This is a genomic window from Ruegeria sp. CH6 (assembly GCF_056537005.1).
Genome location: NZ_JBQFQS010000002.1, coordinates 754074 through 767997, shown reverse-complemented (window position 1 = coordinate 767997; position 13924 = coordinate 754074). Strand labels below are relative to the sequence as shown.

Genomic DNA, 13924 nt, shown 5'->3' with positions numbered 1-13924 from the left:
CATAACGCGACGCGAACAAATATACCAGCCCTAACCGGTGGTCAGTGACCTGCTGACTTCGAAAACAGGTGAATAACCAGAATTCCGGCCATGATCATTGTCAGACCGAATACGGCTGGCCAATCCAGCCTTTGTCCAAAAACGATAAATCCAATCAACGCGATGAGGAAAATTCCCAGACCTGACCAGATCGCATAGACGATGCCGACCGGCATGACCTTGAGTGTGAGAGCCATCAGGTAAAACGCGCATCCATAGCCAAATACAACAAGGACAGATGGCCAGAAGCGGGTAAATTGCTGGCTTGCCTGAAGGGCTGTTGTTCCAATGGTTTCAGCAACAACAGCCAGCAATAGGATCAGATAAGCTTTGGGCACCAGGCAGAACCTTCTCGCTGATTTTCGCGCAAGCTTGAGCACGAAACCGGAATGCTGGGCAAGCGGATTCGTTGGCCAGTCGATCGCTTTCTGTCACTGCATAGTTGAAGATATCTTCCATGAGGTCAGGTAATCCCGACTATGAGGGCTGGGGGAGTTATGTTATTATTTAGATGTTTTTGATTTTAAGTTTAACGAGTGTTTGTCATGACGAAATTTGCTAAATACGTCATTTTTGCTTCGGCTCTTATTGTGGCGCTTGGGTGGCTTGCTGGCGGGGGGTCCGTCGAAATTGATGCAGCCCAGATGGTTGAACGGTTTGATGATACAGCGGTTTAGGCGTCCGCCGGGTAAAGGATAAAGAGGCTTTCGGGCCTCTTTTTCTATTCTGAAACTAACTGGCAGCGGGTTTGGAGTTTGAGAAAAAATCCTCAAGCTGCGGCCTGAGCCACGCCCAAAGCTTTGGTGAGCCCCGGTGTACAGATGTTCCAACCCGGCTCTCAATTTGTGCCAAGGTTACATCGTAATCGATCCACGATCCGCCGCCCGTTTCCAGATTGGCAATCGGTGTTTGAATTCGGTCAACTGCTTTGGCGAACCGGGCATCAGGCGTCTCTGCGGCCTCAAATTCATGCCACAAGGCTAGAAACTCTTCATATTGATCCGCAGGAAGCATGCCAAACAATCGCGATGCAGCAGCTTCTTCTTTGGCGGCCTGGGCTGCGTGATCAACCTGCCCGTGGATCGGATGGTCGCCTGCATCGATTTCTACAATGTCATGCAGCAGTAGCATTTTGAGGACCCGGTCAGTTTTAACCGTGGGTTCTGCGTATTCCGCCAAAACCCATGCATGCAGCATGATGTGCCATGAATGTTCGGCCGAGTTTTCAAAGCGGTCACCGGACAGCAAACGTGAAGCGCGCTGTACAGACTTTAGCTGATCGGCTTCTGTGAGAAACGGAAGCCGTTGAGTAAACAGATTAGTATCTGTCGGCGTATCCCCGGAATACATCTGCCGGGCGTGCCCATAGGCATAAGGAAAAGCGTATTCGAGATAGGCGGCGCGTCCACCATCCAGATTGCTCTGCACAACGTCCAGATGATCAGGGCGCGGCTCACCGGCGCACAGTACTTGAAACAGTGGCTGGCAACGATCCAGAATTTTGGCAAAGCGGGCGTCAGATGTTTTGTCTTCCTCAAACTCGCGCCAGAGGTTTAGAAACGCAATCGCTTGATCCTCGGGGAGAATGCCAAACAACTCTTCTGCGGCTTTGTTTTCAGCCAGTGCAACGGCCTGCCAATCAGTTTTCAGATGGATTGGGTGATCACCCACCAGGATCTCGACCAGATCATGAAGCAGCAGCATCTGAATGACCCGGTTGATACTGACATCTTTCTCCGCAAGCGGCTCCATGACCAGCGCCCAAAGGGTCAGGTGCCAACTGTGTTCGGCAGAGTTCTCGGGTCGGGATTGATCGAGCAGGACATTCGCCCGCTCGACCGATTTCAGTTTGTCTGCCTGTTTCAGGAAAGCGATCTGTGCAGGCAAACGGTCATTCATTGTTTTTCTATGGCCTTCAGTTTTGAGCGATGGTCGGACAACCGCTTGATTACGAATTGTCTGGCCTTGCGTTCGGCCAGACGTACGCGAATCTCGGTCAGATACGCCTCTTCAAGAGACTGCGAGGACGCGCCCAGCAGTTCACCGACTTCGACGTAAAACCGGTCCTGTCCGGTTTCATCCATCACTTTCATCGTGTCCTCGGCCAGTTTCGAGGCCAGGGTTGTGATGGTGTCCGACATCAGCGTGTGTTCTCTGTCAGACGACGCTTCACATATTCCGTGGTGTGATCGATCAATGTGTCCATGTGACGATCTTGGAAGAAGTGGTCTGCGCCTTCGACTTCGGTATGCGTGATCGTGATACCTTTTTGCTCATGCAGCTTGCTGACCAGAGTGGTGGTATCGGCGGGCGGTGCCACGCGATCTGCTGATCCGTTGATGATCAGGCCGGATGACGGGCAGGGTGCCAGGAATGAAAAGTCGTACATGTTCGCTGGCGGCGAGACGCTGATGAAACCGGTAATTTCAGGGCGACGCATAAGCAATTGCATTCCGATCCACGCTCCAAACGAGAAACCGGCAACCCAGCAATGCTTGGAGTTGTTGTTCATCGACTGCAGGTAATCGAGCGCCGATGCGGCATCGCTCAGCTCTCCGACGCCTTGATCGTATTCACCCTGACTGCGGCCAACGCCGCGGAAGTTAAAGCGCAACACGGTAAAGCCCATGTTGTAGAACGCATAGTGCAGATTGTAGACCACCTTGTTGTTCATGGTCCCGCCAAACTGTGGATGCGGGTGAAGCACGATGGCGATCGGTGCGTCTTTTTCCTTTTGCGGGTGGTAGCGGCCTTCCAGACGGCCTTCGGGTCCGGGAAAAATCACCTCGGGCATGTGTGCTTTGGTCCTGTCTTTTTCTCTTATGGCCCCGGGATATACTTGACGATATCCGTCAGGCACCTTAGAACGGTTCTAATTACGATACATAGCGTGAAGACGCTGTCAGTGGGAGATACGCACTGGCTGCGGCGGCGTCAATGTTTTCGCGCGATACTTGCCACGAGGGAAGACAAATGAAGCTATCGACCAAGGGTCGTTATGCGATGGTCGCACTGGCCGATATCGCGCTACAGCCTTCAGATTCGCTGGTCACGTTGGGTGAAATATCCGAACGTCAGGATATTTCCCTGCCGTATCTCGAGCAGTTGTTCGTTAAGCTTCGCCGCGCCGAGCTGGTTGCTTCTGTGCGTGGACCGGGTGGTGGTTACAGGCTTGCGCGTCCGGCGTCTGAGATTCGCGTGGTCGAGATTCTGGCTGCAGTGGATGAGACCGTTGATGCAATGCACAAGGGGGCTGGTGCCTCGGGCGGGTCATCGGGCAGCCGGGCACAGTCACTGACCAATCGTTTGTGGGAGAGCCTCAGTGCTCATGTCTATGTTTTCCTGCATCAGACACGGTTGTCTGATGTGATCAAGAACGATCTTGCGCCGTGTCCTGCGGTGCCCAACCTGTTTTCGGTCGTTGATGACTGATGAGTATAGAGGTTGAGCATAAAGTCCAGACAGCTTTTTCGCAGGAAAAGATGCATCCATGAATCGCGTTTATCTGGATCATAACGCTACGACGCCGCTGAGACCCGAAGCGCGGTCTGCAATGATTGCGGCTATGGAAGTATGTGGTAATCCGTCTTCTGTTCATGCTGAGGGCCGAGCAGCCAAGGCTGTAGTCGAAAAGGCCAGGGCACAGATCGCATCAGCGTTTGGCGCGGATGGAGCCGACATTGTCTTTACCTCCGGATCTACCGAGGGTGCCGCTTTGACAATGGCTGGGCGTAACCTGCATGGCTCGGCTGTTGAGCATGATGCTGTAAGGGCTTGGTCTATCGAAGATCTTTCAGTTTCAAGTCTTGGGGTGGTCGATGTGCCTGACCCTGAGGATTCGACGCTTCAGCTTGCAAATTCCGAGACTGGGATCATCCAAAAGCTACCGCAGGGCATCGCAGTGACGGATGCGACGCAGGCCTTTGGGAAACTGCCGGTGGCTTTCAACTGGCTGGGAGCGCAGATGGCATTGATTTCCGCCCATAAATTGGGTGGTCCAAAAGGGGTTGGTGCTGTTGTGATGAAGCGCGGAACCGACTTGGCTGCGCAGATCAAGGGCGGTGGCCAAGAGATGGGGCGTCGTTCGGGTACGGAAAATGTCATTGGAATTGCAGGGTTCGGTGCCGCTGCTGAAGCGGCTGCCCGGGATTTGGCTGATGGCGTTTGGGAAAAGGTTGCAGAACTTAGAAATATTCTAGAAAAGGCCCTTGAGGCCGGTTCTAAAGCTACTATTTTTGTCGGGAAAGGTCAGGATCGCCTCCCGAACACTTTGTGTTTTGCGACACCCGGGTGGAAGGGTGAAACACAAGTGATGCAGATGGATTTGTCCGGATTTGCGATCAGCGCAGGTTCAGCATGTTCCAGCGGCAAGGTCCGGGCCAGCGCGGTACTAACCGCGATGGGATATGATGAGGTGAAAGCAGCCAGCGCGATCCGCGTTTCGCTGGGCCCTCACACGACCGAAGAAGATGTGCTGCGTTTCGCGGAAACGTGGCTTGAGAAAGAGAAAAAGCATCGCGCGCGCGCCGCGTGATCTGACGGAGGGTGAGTCATGGCCGCTTTGGACCAGACCCAGGTAAAAGAAGGTGTCGATCAGGAAACCGTAGATGCGGTGCGCGAGGTCGGAACCTATAAATACGGTTGGGATACCGATATCGAGATGGAGTATGCGCCAAAAGGCGTAAACCCCGATATCGTTCGCCTGATCTCAGAAAAAAACGACGAACCTGAGTGGATGACCGAGTGGCGCCTTGCAGCGTTCGAACGCTGGACCCAGAAGGAAGAACCGAACTGGGCCATGGTTCACTATCCGAAGATCGATTTTCAGGACCAGTATTACTATGCTCGTCCAAAATCGATGGAGGAGAAGCCGAAATCTCTGGATGAAGTCGATCCCAAGCTTCTGGCGACCTACGAGAAGCTCGGTATCCCACTGAAAGAACAGATGATTCTGGCTGGCGTGGAAGGTGCAGAGGATGCACCCGCAGAAGGCCGCAAGGTTGCTGTGGACGCGGTATTTGACTCGGTGTCGGTTGGTACGACTTTTCAGGATGAGCTGAAAAAACATGGTGTAATTTTCTGCTCGATCTCGGAAGCAATCCGTGAGCATCCGGAACTTGTTAAAAAGTATCTGGGATCTGTGGTTCCTGTTTCTGACAACTTCTATGCAACCCTGAACTCGGCTGTGTTCTCGGATGGATCGTTTGTCTACGTACCGCCGGGCGTGCGCTGTCCGATGGAACTGAGCACCTACTTCCGTATCAACGCGGAAAACACAGGTCAGTTCGAACGCACTTTGATCATCGCCGACAAGGGGTCTTACGTTTCGTATCTCGAAGGTTGTACGGCACCACAGCGGGATACAGCGCAGCTGCACGCAGCCGTGGTTGAGATCATTATTGAGGAAGATGCCGAGGTTAAGTACTCGACGGTTCAGAACTGGTTCCCCGGGGATGAAAACGGCAAAGGCGGCATTTACAACTTTGTGACTAAGCGCGCCGATTGCCGGGGTGATCGGTCCAAAGTGATGTGGACACAGGTCGAGACTGGTTCTGCAGTGACCTGGAAGTACCCGTCCTGCATATTGCGCGGCAATGAAAGCCAGGGTGAATTCTACTCGATCGCCATCACCAACAACTATCAGCAGGCTGATACCGGCACCAAGATGGTGCACTTGGGTAAGAACACCAAGTCGCGGATTGTCTCGAAAGGCATCAGTGCCGGTAAGGCGCAGAACACCTATCGTGGGCTGGTGTCGATGCATCCCAAAGCCAAGGACAGCCGCAACTATACCCAGTGTGACTCGCTGTTGATCGGCGACAAATGCGGTGCCCACACGGTGCCTTACATTGAAGTAAAGAATAACTCGAGCCGGGTGGAACACGAGGCCACAACCTCGAAAGTTGACGATGATCAACTGTTCTATTGCCGCCAGCGCGGTATGGACGAGGAAGAGGCCGTTGCACTGGTCGTCAACGGGTTCTGCAAAGACGTCCTTCAGGCATTGCCGATGGAGTTTGCGATGGAAGCCCAGCAACTGGTCGCCATCAGTCTTGAAGGATCTGTAGGCTAATTCGCTATGTTGGACACCCGGACCATAACTGGCTCTGCGCCGCGTTCGGCTGTCCGCACGGTGGTTTGCGCAGTGCCGGGCGGAGTCGCGCCAGCATTGCAACAGCAATTGTTGGCTCACCCTAAAATGGTGATTTGCCTGCCGTTCCAACGCTTGGTATCCAGACGCGGATATAGAGTTTGTGAATTTGGTAGACGCGTTGATGATAGAAGAACAAAAGTCAGCCTTCCAATCACGCGTCGAACGCATCAATGCCCGGGCGGAGGAAGCGTCAAAAGGCACATCTCGACGGTCCGGGGACACCATCTGGCATCGCCTTTCATATCCGATTTCATTCATCGGAGCGTTTCTGCTGGGGGTCGGGGCGGTCTTCCTTTCGCGCTATATCCAGTTTCAGATGATCGGCGTGCCGGGCGATCCAAAAGCCGGTTCTCAGGATCTGATCAGTATTGTTCTGGCCATGGCCGCGATCTTTCTGATTTCGTTCCTGTTGAACGGCAGGCAGAAAGAATTCGCACGGACAAGTGCATTGGCGATGATGGCAACCACGTTCACGTTCCACAATGCCGTCTGGGCCTACCCAGACTCGTTCGAGCAGGTGTATGGGCCAGACTGGGTGGAAATGGTGAAAAAGCAAACCGAACCATCAAGTCTCCGACTGTTCAGTATAGTGATCGCTTTCGACTGATCGAGGAAAGCTCAGAGCCGATCACTGACACTTATCTGCAGATGCCAGCCGATGGTGCTGTAACTGACAAGATTCTTTCAAACCAATGGTTTCTGCTGCGGCCGTCACATCTCGGTCAGAGATGTGACGGCCCGGGCCTGCAGAGATCAATCAGATAAAGCTGCCAAATCAGGCGGCATCGAAGTATGTGAGGAAAAAATGCTGGAAATCAAAAACCTGCACGTGAAACTTGAGGAAGAAGATAAGCAAATCCTCAAAGGCGTCGACCTGACTGTCGAGGCTGGCAAAGTGCACGCGATCATGGGGCCGAACGGTTCGGGTAAGTCGACGCTTAGCTACGTGCTGTCCGGGCGTGACGGCTATGAAGTAACTGAAGGTTCAGCAACTCTGGACGGGGAAGACCTGCTGGAGATGGAACCGGAAGAGCGCGCGGCAGCGGGTGTCTTTCTTGCCTTCCAATACCCCGTTGAAATCCCCGGCGTTGGCAACATGACCTTCCTGCGCACCGCCGTAAATGCCCAGCGCAAGGCGCGTGGAGAAGAAGAACTGTCTGCGACAGACTTCCTCAAGGTGATCCGCGCAAAGGCAAAATCCCTGAAGATCGACGCTGATATGCTCAAGCGTCCGGTTAACGTTGGTTTTTCGGGCGGCGAAAAGAAGCGCAACGAGATTCTTCAGATGGCGATGCTTGAGCCCAAGATGTGCATTTTGGACGAGACAGACTCGGGTCTGGATGTCGATGCGATGAAACTAGTGGCCGAAGGTGTAAATGCATTGCGTGACGAAGGCCGTGGCTTCCTTGTCATTACCCACTATCAGCGCCTGCTGGATCACATCAAACCGGACGTTGTGCACATCATGGCAGATGGTCGTATCGTCAAAACTGGTGGTCCTGATCTGGCGCTTGAGGTTGAAAACAACGGCTACGCCGACATCCTTGCTGAGGTGAACTGATGGCCTTGCCCGAAGTCAAACAAAACGCGACTGAGGCTCGGCTGGCATCGCTGAGCCTGCCCGAAGCCGGTTGCACGCGCGCTGCTCGCGAAGCAGCGCTCGCACGTGTTCGTGAAATGGGCCTGCCGAGCCGCAGGGACGAGTACTGGAAGTACACACATCCCGATACTCTGGTGTCCCCAGAAGCTACTCCGGCTGCCTTGTTCAAATCCGACGAACCCATGATGTTCGATGGTTTTGACCGGTTGAAGATCGTTTTCATCGATGGTGTGTTCAATGCTGAGGCGTCAGATGACCTGTCGCTGGAGGGCGTGAGCATCGATCGTCTTGAGGATATTTGCTGCAAGGACATCCATTGGGCCAAAGAGCTTTACGGAGTGCTGGAAGCTCGTGGTCAGTCGCCGGTCGAGCGCCCTCTGGCAGCGCTGAATACCGCTTTTGCCACCGATGGTGTTGCGATCCATGTTACAGGTAAGCCGTCGAAGCCGATCAGCCTGATCTACCGTCATGCATCGGAAACATCGGATGCGATCCTGCACCATATCGTCCGCGTTGAAAGTGGTGCCGAAGTCACGATCCTCGAAAATGGTCCAGCTGCATCTCGTTTTAACAAGTGCATGGAAATCGATATTGCCGACGGTGGAGCATTGCATCATGTGCGAGCGCAGGGCCGCGATCATCAGCGCCGTGCTGCAACGCATATGTTTACGCGACTGGGCAAAGAGTCGGTCTATAAATCATTTACACTTACCGTGAATGGTGTGCTGACACGCAACGAACAAGTGGTCGAGCTGACGGGCGACGATGCGATCGCCCATGTTGCAGGCGCTTGCGTCGGAGATGGCGACTTTCATCACGACGATACGGTTTTCATCACCCATGATGCGGTGAACTGCGAAAGCCGGCAGGTGTTCAAGAAGGTTCTGCGAAACGGTGCCACTGGTGTGTTTCAGGGCAAGATCCTTGTGAAAGAAGGTGCCCAGAAAACAGATGGTTATCAGATCAGCCAGTCGCTGCTTCTGGATGACGACAGTCAGTTCTTGGCCAAGCCCGAACTCGAGATCTACGCCGATGATGTTGCCTGCTCGCATGGTTCCACTTCGGGCGCGATCGACGAGACAGCATTGTTCTATTTGCGCTCGCGCGGTGTTCCCGTGAAGGACGCCACAAATATGCTGACGCTGGCGTTTTTGGCAGAAGCCGTGGATGAAATCGAAGATCAGTCGCTGGCCGAAGACATTGTGACGCGCCTGGAAGGCTGGCTGGCGCGGCGCGGCTAATGCCTGTTACCACAGATATCGTGGCCACATATCGGGGGCCGGGCCGTGTGGTGCGGCGCCTGTTGGATATGGGGCCACGCGAAGATCGAGCGCTAGCGTTTGTGATGGCGTTCTGCGTGGTTGGTTTTATTGCTCAGCTGCCCGGTCTGGCCCGGCGCGCCCATCTTGAGAATCTTGAACTCAACATGCTCTTGGGCGGGGCGCTACTGGGATCGGTCTTCATCCTGCCGTTGATGTTCTATTTTCTGGCTTGGATTTCGTATCTCGGGGCGAAGCTTGTAGGAGGCAAAAGCACATCCTATGGCGCCCGGCTTGCTTTGTTCTGGGCGCTCTTGGCCTCAGCGCCTTTAGTTCTGCTGAATGGCTTAATCGCCGGGTTTATTGGACCGGGACCGGCGCAAACAGCTGCGGGTCTTTTGTGGGTTGTGGTTTTTGTGTGGTTCTGGTTCTCCGGTTTCAGACAAGCACAAGGGCCTGCCGCATGAATGTCGCCGTATTGGGTAATCTGGCTTTGCTGACAGTCAAAGACCCCGCCGAAGCTGCGCGGAGGTTGTTGACTCTGAATATGAACCGCGAGGCGCTGTGGGTGGCTTTGGCGCTTGCCGTTGTTCTGAACACCTTGCTTCAGGTTCTGTCAAACGTCCTATACCCCGTAAGCGACCCTGATATGCAGGATCTGGCCGGATCAATCACCCTGTATGTCGCCGTGGTTGGCGGTGGGCTGGTCGTCAGCATCGCCGCATTCTATCAGGTCGGCCAAAAGATGGGCGGCAAAGGGTCTTTCAATGACATCATGATACTGATGGTCTGGCTTCAGTTTCTGCGTGTCGCTGTTCAGGCCTTCAGCCTATTGTTGCTGATCAGCCTTCCCGGGCTGTTGGACATTCTGGCTTTTGCAGCTTTCTTGCTGGGCCTTTACATCACGGTCCACTTCATCGATCAGGCCCATCGCTTTGGATCTCCGCTCAAGGCGCTTGGCGTTCTCGTTCTTTCGGCGCTGGCTATCGCCGTTGTTATCACTATCCTGTTGTCCCTCGTTGGGGGACCAATGCTGGGAATCCCCGCCCATGTATGACGTTCAGAAGATCCGATCCGATTTTCCCATCCTGTCACGAGAGGTGAACGGCAAGCCGTTGACTTATCTCGACAACGGCGCATCAGCGCAAAAGCCGCAGGTGGTGATTGATGCGGTGACGAATGCTTATGCACATGAGTACTCGAACGTTCATCGAGGGCTTCACTATCTGTCCAACCTCGCTACTGAGAAGTATGAATCCGTGCGCGGAACCGTTGCGCGTTTTCTGGGTGTCTCCAACGAGGATGAGATTGTCCTGAATTCGGGTACGACTGAAGGTATCAATCTGGTTGCCTATGGTTGGGCCATGCCCCGGATGGAAGCGGGGGACGAGATTGTACTCAGCGTGATGGAGCATCACGCAAACATCGTCCCGTGGCACTTTCTTCGGGAACGGCAGGGCGTTGTATTAAAATGGGTTGATGTTGACGCCGACGGTGCCCTGGACCCGCAAGCCGTGATTGATGCGATCGGGCCGAAAACCAAACTGGTTGCAGTCACCCATTGCTCGAATGTTCTGGGCACTGTTGTGGACGTCAAAGCGATCACACAGGGCGCGCATGACAAAGGTGTGCCGGTTTTGGTGGATGGTAGCCAGGGCGCGGTGCATATGCCGGTCAATGTTCAGGATATTGGCTGCGATTTCTATGCGATCACCGGACACAAGCTTTACGGTCCGTCCGGATCTGGTGCGATCTACATCAAATCCGAGCGTATGGCCGAGATGCGCCCCTTCATTGGCGGCGGGGACATGATCAAGGAAGTGTCCAAAGATCAGGTCATCTACAACGACCCACCAATGAAGTTCGAAGCTGGTACGCCTGGCATCGTGCAAACCATAGGGATGGGTGTCGCGCTCGATTACATGATGGAGCTTGGGATGGATGATATCGCGGCGCACGAATCCTCACTTCGTGACTACGCGATGCAGCGCCTTACCGGGCTGAACTGGCTACAGGTTCAGGGAACGACGTCTAACAAGGCTGCAATCTTCAGCTTCACATTGGACGGGGCAGGGCACGCCCATGACGTTTCTACAATTCTCGACAAAAAAGGCGTAGCGGTTCGGGCTGGTCACCATTGCGCCGGTCCACTGATGGATCATCTGGGTGTGACAGCCACCTGCCGCGCCAGTTTTGGTCTGTACAACACAACAGATGAGGTCGATACGCTGATCGACGCACTGGAGCTTGCCCATGATCTGTTCGCCTGATGTTGCCAAAAGCTTGGCATCAGGAGCAGATTTTCAGTTGCACCCGGATCGTATCAGGGTTAGCTAACGGCCAAGGCACCTGTAGCTCAGCTGGATAGAGCGCTGCCCTCCGAAGGCAGAGGCCAGAGGTTCGAATCCTCTCAGGTGCGCCATTACTTTCAATAACTTACCGATACTATGGGTGCATCTGCATTTCCTAAAGCCCGCACCTAGCCCACACATAGACGTCAAAAAATGCCGAACATATTATTCCGCAACATCCTTGGTTGACCTGGAACACGCGCGACGGATTTTTCACCTATTTGAGCCCGAGCGCTATCGTGCTGCAGATTGGATCAACCAAGTACTGTCCGCGGTTCAGGCCAAGCTTCTTCAAACACACAGCTTCAACTAACCGCAGCGTGCCCAATCTAAGGCCCATTTGATTTTGCGAATTTCTGATCTTGTTTCAATGCGATAACAAATCTTCAGTTAAGCTAGACACGTGTCGGCATGCATCGCAGAATGTAATTTTTAGGTTTGCGGAGTTTTTAAATGAGAGGCGTTGAGTTCGCATCGCTGGTGCATCGAATCTTGACTACAGAAACGCGATATACGTCCAAAGATATTGCTGCCCAAATGGGATTAGAATACGACGCGTTTTACTCGCGTTTGCGTAATCGTACAGTTTTCTCTGCAAATGAAATCAAAGCGCTTATCCGCGCAATGCCAGATGCAAGGCTAGTCGCTTACCTGCTTGAAGACACTCGTTTTGTGGCTGCCGATCGTATTGAAAGCGAGAGCGGTGACGAAGAAGAACATCTCTATCGCGCCACAAATCGCATTGTACTGGAAGCGGCCGCGGTTATGCGATCCATGCACCAAGCTCTGTCTGACCGAAAGGTTGATCACAAAGAAGCCTTGCAAATCAGAGCTGAGATTGACGATGCGGAACGCGCTTTGGTTGCCCTCCGAGTTCGCATTGCTGATGCTACCAAAGGGCGCGGCATGTAAAAAAATCATCTCGCGAATTGATGGCAGGGGGCTCCTGTACAGTTCATATCAAGCTTTCCCAACAAAAAAGGAGAGTCTATGAGCTCAGAAGTGGACCCGTTGAATGCCGGAGGCATCCTTATCGGTAAGTCTGAATTTCAACAAATGAGCATCGGATTCAGCAAATATAAGCCAAATGACAGTCAGAAGGAGATTAGAGCCGGAGAGGAAGGACACCTGATCACGTTTGCACCAACTGGCTCGGGCAAAACTTGGACGTTGGCGATTCCCGCCTTGTTAGATTATTGCGGATCAGTGGTCGCATTTGACCCTAAGGGGGAATTGAGCAAAGCCACAGCGGGTGTTCGGCAGGCCATGGGGCAAGAAGTAATTGTTCTAGACCCATTTGGAATCACAGGCTACGAAAGCGCCGCATTGAACCCAATGGATTTGATGTTGGCATCAGAACCTACCATTGAGAATGCATCATGTTTGGCTACCTCAATAATTAATGAAATTAGCGGAGCCGACCCTTTCTGGGAAGTCAGCGCACGCAACCTGGTGGCTCAGTTGCTTCTTTATATTTCACTTGAGAGCCCAAAAGCCCTCCGAAATCTTCATGAGCTCTATTTTCTCCTCAATCAGAGCCCAAAAGATGTTCGCTTGACCATAAAAGACATGGCCCGCTCCAAAGAGCGTTCTGTCTCAGTTGGCGCCCATGCACTTCCTGTTGAGGCGGATCGAACAATGGCTTGCATTTTGGCTTCTGCAAGGAGGTTTACTGAGGTTTTTCGGGGCGATGTAGTTAGAACAGCAACCAGTACTTCAAGTTTCGGCGGTGACATTTTTGACGGCAAAAAGCATGTCTCCATCTACTTAGTCCTGCCGCCTGCCTATCTGCAAAGCCATGCCGCTCTGATAAGGATCTGGATGGAAACGTTGATTTCAACGCGTATAAGTCGAGGAACGGAACAATCACGTCATACGCTTTTCTTGATAGACGAGGCCGCCCAGTTAGGGTCCATGGATTTCTTGGAGACCTCTATCACGCTATTGCGCAGCTATGGCGTGCGGTGTTGGACCTTTTGGCAAGACCCGCAACAGCTCAAAGCCTGCTATCCGACAAGGTGGCAAACCATTTTTAACAACTGTCGCTACCATACGGTTTTTGGACGGCAAAGCTTTCTAGCAACAGAAGCATTGAAGCCCCTCTACGGACAAATCGACAGGAGGGTCATGCAGTGCGGTGTTTTTGCTGAACTGGGCGAAAGCCCTGTGTCTTGGCGGCGCCCAACTGTAGACGAAGTATTGGCTAAAGTCGCCAGAGGGCCCGCTTATGAGCCACCGGCAACTGAAGGAGGAAATGGCAAAAACACCTTTCTGCCTTCAAGTCTGGACGGGATAGGCGATCATGAAATTCCCTTTTGAGGTTGTCGAAGTGTTCAGTTCACTGGAGGTGCAAGATGTGATTTCAGTTTGTAATCCAACTCTGAAGACTGCTGAAGAACGAGGAGACAAGTTTACTTGAGAACCTGATGATTGTTCTTCCTTGTAAAGCCATTTGTTCCGGGCTTCATGTCTAACCTTGACAAGTCAATGACGGCAAATCCTAGATTAAGGGATTGAACCG

The 13924-nt window shown here is 53.1% G+C and carries 16 protein-coding genes and 1 tRNA gene; 13 read left to right on the top strand and 4 right to left on the bottom strand.

Annotation, left to right across the window (positions count from 1 at the left end; translation table 11 throughout):
- Positions 1-41: 41 nt before the first annotated feature.
- Positions 42-377, bottom strand: a complete 336-nt coding sequence (locus tag ACR0CW_RS08125) for a DMT family transporter (RefSeq protein WP_480787395.1) — start codon at positions 375-377, stop codon at positions 42-44.
- A gap of 207 nt (positions 378-584) precedes the next feature.
- Between ACR0CW_RS08125 and ACR0CW_RS08120 the strand changes: the two genes are divergently transcribed.
- Complete coding sequence (locus ACR0CW_RS08120) at positions 585-716, top strand: hypothetical protein (protein ID WP_256372778.1); 132 nt, start codon at positions 585-587, stop codon at positions 714-716.
- Positions 717-771: 55 nt separating this feature from the next.
- Here the strand turns inward: ACR0CW_RS08120 and ACR0CW_RS08115 are convergent, their stop codons facing one another.
- From ACR0CW_RS08115 to ACR0CW_RS08105, 3 genes are read right to left on the bottom strand one after another with little or no spacing between them, the layout of a single operon-like run.
- A complete protein-coding gene (locus ACR0CW_RS08115) occupies positions 772-1938 on the bottom strand; it encodes an HD domain-containing protein (RefSeq protein WP_480787394.1) in 1167 nt (388 codons plus the stop codon).
- On the bottom strand, positions 1935-2180 hold the full coding sequence (locus tag ACR0CW_RS08110) for a hypothetical protein (RefSeq protein WP_155143130.1): 246 nt from the start codon (positions 2178-2180) through the stop codon (positions 1935-1937). Before ACR0CW_RS08110 ends, ACR0CW_RS08115 begins: the two co-directional genes overlap by 4 nt.
- Positions 2180-2833 (bottom strand): alpha/beta hydrolase, encoded by a 654-nt coding sequence (locus ACR0CW_RS08105; RefSeq protein WP_155143131.1) that lies wholly within the window; start codon positions 2831-2833, stop codon positions 2180-2182. Before ACR0CW_RS08105 ends, ACR0CW_RS08110 begins: the two co-directional genes overlap by 1 nt.
- Before the next feature lie 179 nt (positions 2834-3012).
- Between ACR0CW_RS08105 and iscR the strand changes: the two genes are divergently transcribed.
- From iscR to ACR0CW_RS08045, 12 genes are all read left to right on the top strand, one after another.
- On the top strand, positions 3013-3471 hold the full coding sequence (iscR, locus tag ACR0CW_RS08100; RefSeq protein WP_170330340.1) for a Fe-S cluster assembly transcriptional regulator IscR: 459 nt from the start codon (positions 3013-3015) through the stop codon (positions 3469-3471).
- A gap of 58 nt (positions 3472-3529) precedes the next feature.
- Positions 3530-4573: a cysteine desulfurase family protein gene (locus ACR0CW_RS08095; RefSeq protein ID WP_480787393.1), complete on the top strand. Its 1044-nt coding sequence runs from the start codon at positions 3530-3532 to the stop codon at positions 4571-4573.
- Positions 4574-4591: 18 nt separating this feature from the next.
- Positions 4592-6112, top strand: a complete 1521-nt coding sequence (gene sufB, locus ACR0CW_RS08090) for a Fe-S cluster assembly protein SufB (RefSeq protein ID WP_155143134.1) — start codon at positions 4592-4594, stop codon at positions 6110-6112.
- A gap of 202 nt (positions 6113-6314) precedes the next feature.
- A complete protein-coding gene (locus ACR0CW_RS08085) occupies positions 6315-6800 on the top strand; it encodes a hypothetical protein (RefSeq protein ID WP_480787392.1) in 486 nt (161 codons plus the stop codon).
- 198 nt (positions 6801-6998) lie between these two features.
- Positions 6999-7754, top strand: a complete 756-nt coding sequence (sufC, locus tag ACR0CW_RS08080) for a Fe-S cluster assembly ATPase SufC (protein WP_480787391.1) — start codon at positions 6999-7001, stop codon at positions 7752-7754.
- Positions 7754-9034 carry a Fe-S cluster assembly protein SufD gene (sufD, locus tag ACR0CW_RS08075; protein ID WP_480787390.1) on the top strand — a complete coding sequence of 427 codons (1281 nt, stop codon included), beginning with the start codon at positions 7754-7756 and terminating at the stop codon, positions 9032-9034. Before sufC ends, sufD begins: the two co-directional genes overlap by 1 nt.
- Complete coding sequence (locus ACR0CW_RS08070) at positions 9034-9519, top strand: YIP1 family protein (RefSeq protein WP_170330352.1); 486 nt, start codon at positions 9034-9036, stop codon at positions 9517-9519. Before sufD ends, ACR0CW_RS08070 begins: the two co-directional genes overlap by 1 nt.
- Positions 9516-10109 (top strand): YIP1 family protein, encoded by a 594-nt coding sequence (locus ACR0CW_RS08065; RefSeq protein ID WP_155143137.1) that lies wholly within the window; start codon positions 9516-9518, stop codon positions 10107-10109. The genes ACR0CW_RS08070 and ACR0CW_RS08065 overlap by 4 nt, the downstream gene beginning before the upstream one ends.
- Positions 10102-11322: a cysteine desulfurase gene (locus tag ACR0CW_RS08060; protein WP_480787389.1), complete on the top strand. Its 1221-nt coding sequence runs from the start codon at positions 10102-10104 to the stop codon at positions 11320-11322. The genes ACR0CW_RS08065 and ACR0CW_RS08060 overlap by 8 nt, the downstream gene beginning before the upstream one ends.
- A 75-nt stretch (positions 11323-11397) precedes the next feature.
- A tRNA-Arg gene (locus ACR0CW_RS08055) sits at positions 11398-11474 on the top strand.
- A gap of 382 nt (positions 11475-11856) precedes the next feature.
- Positions 11857-12315 carry a phage regulatory CII family protein gene (locus ACR0CW_RS08050; RefSeq protein ID WP_480787388.1) on the top strand — a complete coding sequence of 153 codons (459 nt, stop codon included), beginning with the start codon at positions 11857-11859 and terminating at the stop codon, positions 12313-12315.
- A 78-nt stretch (positions 12316-12393) separates the two neighbouring features.
- Positions 12394-13722 (top strand): type IV secretory system conjugative DNA transfer family protein, encoded by a 1329-nt coding sequence (locus ACR0CW_RS08045; RefSeq protein ID WP_480787387.1) that lies wholly within the window; start codon positions 12394-12396, stop codon positions 13720-13722.
- The last annotated feature ends 202 nt before the right edge of the window (positions 13723-13924 follow it).

Coding starts and splice junctions, on each gene's coding strand:
- ACR0CW_RS08050 (WP_480787388.1), top strand. CDS start 11,857: ATGAGAGGCGTTGAGTTCGCATCGCTGGTGCATCGAATCTTGACTACA.
- sufC (WP_480787391.1), top strand. CDS start 6,999: ATGCTGGAAATCAAAAACCTGCACGTGAAACTTGAGGAAGAAGATAAG.
- ACR0CW_RS08115 (WP_480787394.1), bottom strand. CDS start 1,938: ATGAATGACCGTTTGCCTGCACAGATCGCTTTCCTGAAACAGGCAGAC.
- sufD (WP_480787390.1), top strand. CDS start 7,754: ATGGCCTTGCCCGAAGTCAAACAAAACGCGACTGAGGCTCGGCTGGCA.
- ACR0CW_RS08045 (WP_480787387.1), top strand. CDS start 12,394: ATGAGCTCAGAAGTGGACCCGTTGAATGCCGGAGGCATCCTTATCGGT.
- ACR0CW_RS08110 (WP_155143130.1), bottom strand. CDS start 2,180: ATGTCGGACACCATCACAACCCTGGCCTCGAAACTGGCCGAGGACACG.
- ACR0CW_RS08060 (WP_480787389.1), top strand. CDS start 10,102: ATGTATGACGTTCAGAAGATCCGATCCGATTTTCCCATCCTGTCACGA.
- ACR0CW_RS08095 (WP_480787393.1), top strand. CDS start 3,530: ATGAATCGCGTTTATCTGGATCATAACGCTACGACGCCGCTGAGACCC.
- ACR0CW_RS08120 (WP_256372778.1), top strand. CDS start 585: ATGACGAAATTTGCTAAATACGTCATTTTTGCTTCGGCTCTTATTGTG.
- ACR0CW_RS08065 (WP_155143137.1), top strand. CDS start 9,516: ATGAATGTCGCCGTATTGGGTAATCTGGCTTTGCTGACAGTCAAAGAC.
- ACR0CW_RS08105 (WP_155143131.1), bottom strand. CDS start 2,833: ATGCCCGAGGTGATTTTTCCCGGACCCGAAGGCCGTCTGGAAGGCCGC.
- iscR (WP_170330340.1), top strand. CDS start 3,013: ATGAAGCTATCGACCAAGGGTCGTTATGCGATGGTCGCACTGGCCGAT.
- ACR0CW_RS08070 (WP_170330352.1), top strand. CDS start 9,034: ATGCCTGTTACCACAGATATCGTGGCCACATATCGGGGGCCGGGCCGT.
- sufB (WP_155143134.1), top strand. CDS start 4,592: ATGGCCGCTTTGGACCAGACCCAGGTAAAAGAAGGTGTCGATCAGGAA.
- ACR0CW_RS08085 (WP_480787392.1), top strand. CDS start 6,315: ATGATAGAAGAACAAAAGTCAGCCTTCCAATCACGCGTCGAACGCATC.